This window comes from uncultured Chloroflexus sp., from assembly GCF_937129525.1.
GTDB lineage: Bacteria > Chloroflexota > Chloroflexia > Chloroflexales > Chloroflexaceae > Chloroflexus.
On sequence record NZ_CAKZNK010000157.1, the window covers coordinates 1 to 5,899 of the forward strand.

The following is a 5,899-nucleotide window of genomic DNA, read 5'->3' on the forward strand; positions in this document are numbered from 1 at the left end:
TTGTCAAGCGGCGGGGAAGATGCGGGCGATAGCGCATCAGGACGCGGAACATAGCGGTGTCAGTAGCGACACTGGCGTGGGTAAGCACAGGCAGTTTTGCGACTGGCCTTTTTACCGACCCCTCACCCTCTACTCCAGTTCGTTTGCGCGCCGTGCATTGGGGTTTCGCGCGCAGGGTGTCTCCAGTGCTGCCTCCTCACGCGGGATTGCGTGTGGAGTCGGCGGTAATGGCGATCAAAGCAATGCTACCTCTGACCGTTCTCATTGTGATGTGAGTCGTGGCGGCTGTACTCGATCAACATCAATCACCTGTTATACTATCGTACAGTCGCTGGCAATTTCGAGGTCTGTATGTGGTTGGCTCTCCTTTGGGCAGTTTGTGGCCTGGCGCTCATCATTAGTTTTGGGTTTCATTGGCGACGAATGCGTCAGATTCCCCATTTGATGTCGCCGCGCGTGCCACCCGATCCGCCTTTCATCTCGATCTTGATTCCGGCCCGAAATGAAGAACGAGCCATTCGGCGCTGCGTGACGGGCGCGCTTGCGCAACGTTACCCCCATTTTGAAGTCATTGTTGTTGATGATGGCTCTACCGACCGCACTCCAACAATTCTGGCTGAGCTGGCAGCTACCAATCCCCGGCTACGGGTAGTATCGGGTAGACCATTGCCGCCGGGTTGGGTCGGTAAATGCAATGCGTGTCAACAGGCTGGCGAAGCCGCAATCGGCGCATGGCTGCTCTTTCTTGATGCCGACACTGCGCCACATCCTGATCTAGTCGCTGCCTTGCTCTGTCACGCCCTGGCCAACAATGGCGATATGGTAACGATTTTTCCCTTCCTTGAATTGGGAACGTGGGCAGAACGATTGGTGCTGCCCCCATTTGTTGCCTTGATCTTGTCTATCTTTCCATTTGAACGTCTGGCTCAACCGGATGTACGCCCGGAAGAGGTGTTAGCCAACGGTCAGTGTATTTTCGTTCGCCGGGCTGCGTATGACGCAATTGGTGGTCACGGCGCTGTGCGGGGCGAAGTGTTGGAAGATGTGCGGTTGGGTCAGGCGTTGCGCGCAGCCGGTTTCACGGTGCGTGGCGCAATCGGTATGCAGCATTTGTCGGTGCGGATGTATACCAGCGCGGCTGAGGTAGCCGAAGGCTTGATGAAGAATGCGGCTGCGGGTTCGCGCAGCGGTGGTTGGCGGTCGTTTAGAGGCATGGCGTTGCTGCTCGCGCAGGCATACGGGCCATTGTTATTGATGGCAGGTGGCTGGTTGGCCGGTGGTTTGGCCGGAAATGTTGCTTTTGGCGCCGGGTTGCTGGCGTACCTTGTTGGAATACTTTTCTGGGGAGTTCTCTATCGTCGATTTTACCGTCTTTCCCCGTTGTACGCACTGCTCTGGCCGATCGGTTTAATGATGTATCTGTTGATCGCCGGTTACGGTATCCTGCGCGTACAATTTGGTCGTGGCGTGACCTGGAAGGGACGACGGTATGCGGGGTAAAGACGAGAATATGACTTCAGGATAAGTGTGTAGCGGGCCGGTAGAGTACCGGCCCGCATTAAGTGAGCTATGCCAGCTTGAAGTCGATATGCAGGAATCGGCGCGTTACCGGATGGCGCTGCACCACATAAATCACAACCGGGTAGGTTGTGCCTTCAATGTCAAGCGTGAAGCTCTCACCTTTAGGAACAGTGCGGAAGATCTGCTCGAAATCGCGCTCGTTGATCTGAATGGCAGTCGTTTCAACCCCTTTGCCGTAAAAATTGGCCGGCAAAATGCCTTCGCGGCGGAGGGTTTTGACCTTTTTGCCAAAGATGTGACGACGTTGAGCCGTTAATGTGACGTTCGCCATGATGTACCTCTCTTTGATAGTTACAGAGGGGAGAAGCCGACCCCGTGCCGGCCCGAGACCCTCTAGCGATCCGAAGAGATAGTATATCATACCTGCGCAGCTTCGTATGAAGGGGTGAGCGTTTGTCAACACTGGCAGAGAATACGGTTGCGCTGGTCGCCGACGTGGCTGTGCGCGCGGCGCTGACCGATCGCCGTCGCGATGCTATCTTTTCGTATCGTGTGCCCGATCATCTGCGCGACCTGATCACTATCGGTCATCTGGCATGGGTGCCATTGCGGCAGCAGCCGGTGCAGGGAGTGGTGCTGGCGTTATCCAGGCGTCCAGCTAGCGGTTTGCGCGATCTGATCGATCTGGTCGATCCTGAGGTGTCAATTCCGCCATTGGGGATTGCGCTGGCGCGTTGGGTGGCAACAACGTACTATGCTCCGCTCATCACAGCGCTCGATCTCTGTTTGCCGCCGGGCATTGCCGGTCAAGCTGAGCCAACGTGGCGGGCAACGGTGACTGGTTTGAGTTGCGAGCTTGGCGCATTGCCTGAACGTGAGCGGGGAATTCTGTTTTATCTGCGGCGCCACGGTGAGCAGGGCGAGTCTGAATTACAAGCAGCTTTGCGTGGTAGTGCTGCCGGGTTACGCGCGGCCTGTCGTGCCCTGGCCGAACGCGGGCTGGTGGCGCGTGGCCTTCGGATCGAACCGCCACGAGTGCGCCCAAGACGCGAACAGGTGGTAGAACTTACCGTGTCGGATCTGGCACAGGCGCTGGAGCAGCTTCGGCGCGCTCCGCGCCAGGCTGCTGCGTTGCGCTGGTTAGCCGAGCGGCAAGAGTTAGCAGCGCCGACAATGACCGAACTGCGACGCATGACCGGTCTCGATCTGGCTGGAGCGCGCGCGCTGGCGCAGCGCGGCTTTATTGCAGTGAGTGATCGCGAAGTGTATCGCGATCCACTGGCAATGTTCACGCAGCAACCGGATGTGCCGCCGCCGCTGACGGCAGCGCAGCGTGAAGTGTATGAGACTATCGTAACGGCGCTTGAAGCCGGCACTGGCGGTCGCTTCCTCATTCACGGCATTACCGGTAGCGGCAAGACTGAAGTCTACCTGCGATTGATTGCGCGCGCACTGCGGTTGGGGAAACAGGCGCTTGTGCTGGCGCCGGAAATTGCTCTGACTGCGCAACTGGTACGGCGGTTTGCTGCGCGTTTCGGCAATCAACTGGCAGTTTTGCACAGTGGCCTGAGTGATGGTGAACGATATGACACCTGGCGCAGGCTACGCCGGGGTGAAGCGCGACTGCTCATTGGAGCGCGTTCGGCACTCTTTGCACCCTTGCAAGACCTGGGTCTGGTCATCGTCGATGAAGAACACGAACCCGGCTACAAAAGCGATACGGTACCTCGCTACCATGCGCGTGACGCCGCGTTGCAACTGTCTGAACTGGCCGGGGTAACAGTTGTACTTGGCAGCGCTACGCCAAGTGTGGAAAGTTTCTATGCCGCGCGCGCAGGTCGTCTGCAGCTCTTGCAATTGCCGGAACGGATTGGAGGACTGCCGGGAGCGGATGGACTCATTCACTCACGACCATTGCCGCTGCCGCCGATACGTATCGTTGATATGCGCCATGAGCTACAGCAGGGCAATACTTCGATCTTCTCGGCGGCGCTGCAACAGGCACTTATTCAGACCCTGGATCGCGGTCAGCAGGCGTTGCTCTTCCTCAATCGACGCGGCGCAGCGTCATTTGTGCTCTGTCGCGACTGTGGCTATGTCGCTCGCTGTGATCGTTGCGCATTGCCGCTCACCGTGCATTACGACAGTAAAGCCACTGCTGAAACCGGCTCTCAGGTCGAGGTGCTGGTCTGTCATTCATGCGGTCTGCGCGTGGCAACGCCGGTGATTTGTCCGCAGTGTCTGAGCCGACGCATTCGCGCGTTAGGAGCAGGGACGCAACGGGTGGTTGAGGCAGTGCGTGAACTTTGTCCGGATGCGCGTGTCGCGCGCTGGGATCGTGACAGTGCCACCGGTAAAGACGCCCATGGCGCGCTATTGGAAGCGATGTTGACGCGGCAGATTGATGTCGTTGTTGGCACACAGATGATTGCTAAGGGGCTGGATTTGCCGTTGGTGACGCTGGTGGGTGTTATTCTGGCCGATACCGGACTGCACTTACCGGATTTTCGCAGCGGTGAACGAACATTTCAGCTCTTGACCCAGGTAGCCGGACGAGCCGGACGACGAAGTGAAGGGGGGCAGGTCATCATTCAGACCTATCAACCCGATCACTATGCGCTACAGGCAGCGCGCGAACACGACTTCCGGGCCTTCTTTCGAGAGGAAATTGCTTTTCGGCGCGCCCTATCTTATCCACCGTTCGGGCGACTGGTGCGGTTTGTGATTGGTGCGGCGAGTGAAGATACCTGCCGGCGGCAGGCTGAACGGCTTGTTGCTGCCCTTCAGTCATTCATCAGGGCGCGCGATCTGGCGGGCTGGCGACTGATCGGCCCGGCTCCCGCCTTCTTTCGCCGTCAGCGAGATCGCTGGCGCTGGCATCTCCTCCTGCGCGTGCCTGCTGACACAACTACTCAGGCCCTCACTGCGGCTCTCGATGCAGTTGGTCCGCTGCGCGGTTGGGTCGTTGACATCGATCCGGTGCATGTATTGTAATGCGACGCCTCAACGCGATTGTTCTGGGTAGACTGTTCAGAACAACATAAACGGCCAGCGCCGATCAGCGCTGGCCTGACGGAAACAGTTGACAGTGATCAAATCTAGGCATGCTCCGCGACGGCTCGTCCGGCAAACCGCGTAGCGCGCCGGCGCATACCAGCATCGAGCTGAGCAAAAAACTCATCGGGAGTGATGCTGGCAGCAGCGCAGGCATCGGCAAAGCGCAGATTGCTGCGATCAATCCGATTTTCGCGCAGGAGGGCGCGGGCCTCGGCGCCGAACGTCTGCAACACCTCTTCAACCGTGTACTGTTCAAAATTCCCGTTGCGCATAGTCGTGCTCCTTTGATTGATCTATCAGGACTAACTTCGTCGTGATGGCTTCATTGCCACTGCGTCTTCATCATACTGGATATTTTGCACAATTGCAAGAGGTTTAATTTGTGCATTTTGTACAAATCTTGATATATGGATGAGGAACGCGGAGCAATGTGAGAGTTGCTCCGGCGCTGTCAGCGTATCAGATACGCACCCAGGGAGAGGTTCGATCACTACGGATATGACTTGCCCGGCTCAATGCAAAACCCACCAGTCCTGCCGCGATCGGTCAGAGCTGGCAGGACTGGTGGGTTAGTGAAGGCGACTGTTTATTGTGGGGTTGTTCTCATCACAATCGGCACAAAGATCTGCATCGGGAGGGGCGCGTTTGCAGGTGTCGCCTTCGTGATGATCGGCACAAAGATGTACATTCGCTCGATTACGATCTCGACAGTTTGGGTAGTTGTGAGACCATTGCCATCGGTCACCAGAATGGTGAACGTGTACGTACCCACCTGAGTTACCCATCCCTCTAATCGTCCATCAGGGTGCAGCGTGAGACCTGTTGGCAACTGACCGCTGACCTGGTAGGTGTAATTACCACTGCCGCCTGAGACGGTAATTTGTGTCTGCACCCTGCTCCCGACGGTAATCGTTGCCGGCAGGTTCAGCTCTATTTGCGGTGCTTCACCCGGATTGGGCACCGGGGTGGCCGAGGGCGTGATAGTCGGCACCGGGGTGGCCGAGGGCGTGATAGTCGGCACCGGGGTGGCCGAGGGCGTGATAGTCGGCACCGGGGTGGCCGAGGGTATCGTAGTCGGCTCCGGCGTGGTCGTGCCGGTGGGTACCGCCGTCGTCGTGCCAGTCGGCTGCGGCGTGGTGGTCGGTACCACTGTCACGGTCGTGACGGGTGTAGTGGTCGGCACTGCCGTCGTCGTGCCAGTCGGCACTGCCGTCGTCGTGGTCGTTGGCTCAGGTGTGGTGGTGCCGGTGGGCACTGCCGTGGTGGTACCGGTGGGCACTACCGTGGTCGTGCCGGTGGGTACCGCTGTGGTTGTGGTGCT

5 protein-coding genes are annotated in these 5,899 nt (G+C 58.3%); 2 read left to right on the top strand and 3 right to left on the bottom strand.

Features of this window, described 5'->3' with window-relative positions:
• Window positions 1–351 precede the first annotated feature (351 nt).
• A complete protein-coding gene (locus Q0650_RS18800) occupies window positions 352–1,500 on the top strand; it encodes a glycosyltransferase family 2 protein (protein ID WP_298821833.1) in 1,149 nt (382 codons plus the stop codon).
• Between the two features lie 67 nt (window positions 1,501–1,567).
• Here Q0650_RS18800 and Q0650_RS18805 read toward each other — a convergent pair whose 3' ends face one another.
• Window positions 1,568–1,852: a 50S ribosomal protein L25 gene (locus tag Q0650_RS18805; RefSeq protein WP_298821835.1), complete on the bottom strand. Its 285-nt coding sequence runs from the start codon at window positions 1,850–1,852 to the stop codon at window positions 1,568–1,570.
• Window positions 1,853–1,974: 122 nt separating this feature from the next.
• Here Q0650_RS18805 and priA point away from each other — a divergent pair, with 122 nt between their 5' ends.
• Window positions 1,975–4,515, top strand: a complete 2,541-nt coding sequence (gene priA / locus Q0650_RS18810) for a primosomal protein N' (RefSeq protein ID WP_298821837.1) — start codon at window positions 1,975–1,977, stop codon at window positions 4,513–4,515.
• Between the two features lie 104 nt (window positions 4,516–4,619).
• Here priA and Q0650_RS18815 read toward each other — a convergent pair whose 3' ends face one another.
• Both Q0650_RS18815 and Q0650_RS18820 read right to left on the bottom strand, forming a co-directional pair.
• On the bottom strand, window positions 4,620–4,850 hold the full coding sequence (locus Q0650_RS18815) for a hypothetical protein (protein WP_298821839.1): 231 nt from the start codon (window positions 4,848–4,850) through the stop codon (window positions 4,620–4,622).
• 314 nt (window positions 4,851–5,164) lie between these two features.
• Window positions 5,165–5,899: cadherin repeat domain-containing protein (locus Q0650_RS18820; protein ID WP_298821841.1), on the bottom strand; the 735-nt coding region annotated here is incomplete at its 5' end.

Bases quoted from the DNA above. Each gene is read 5' to 3' on its own strand.
- Q0650_RS18800 (WP_298821833.1), top strand. From the start codon at position 352: ATGTGGTTGGCTCTCCTTTGGGCAGTTTGTGGCCTGGCGCTCATCATT.
- Q0650_RS18805 (WP_298821835.1), bottom strand. From the start codon at position 1,852: ATGGCGAACGTCACATTAACGGCTCAACGTCGTCACATCTTTGGCAAA.
- Q0650_RS18815 (WP_298821839.1), bottom strand. From the start codon at position 4,850: ATGCGCAACGGGAATTTTGAACAGTACACGGTTGAAGAGGTGTTGCAG.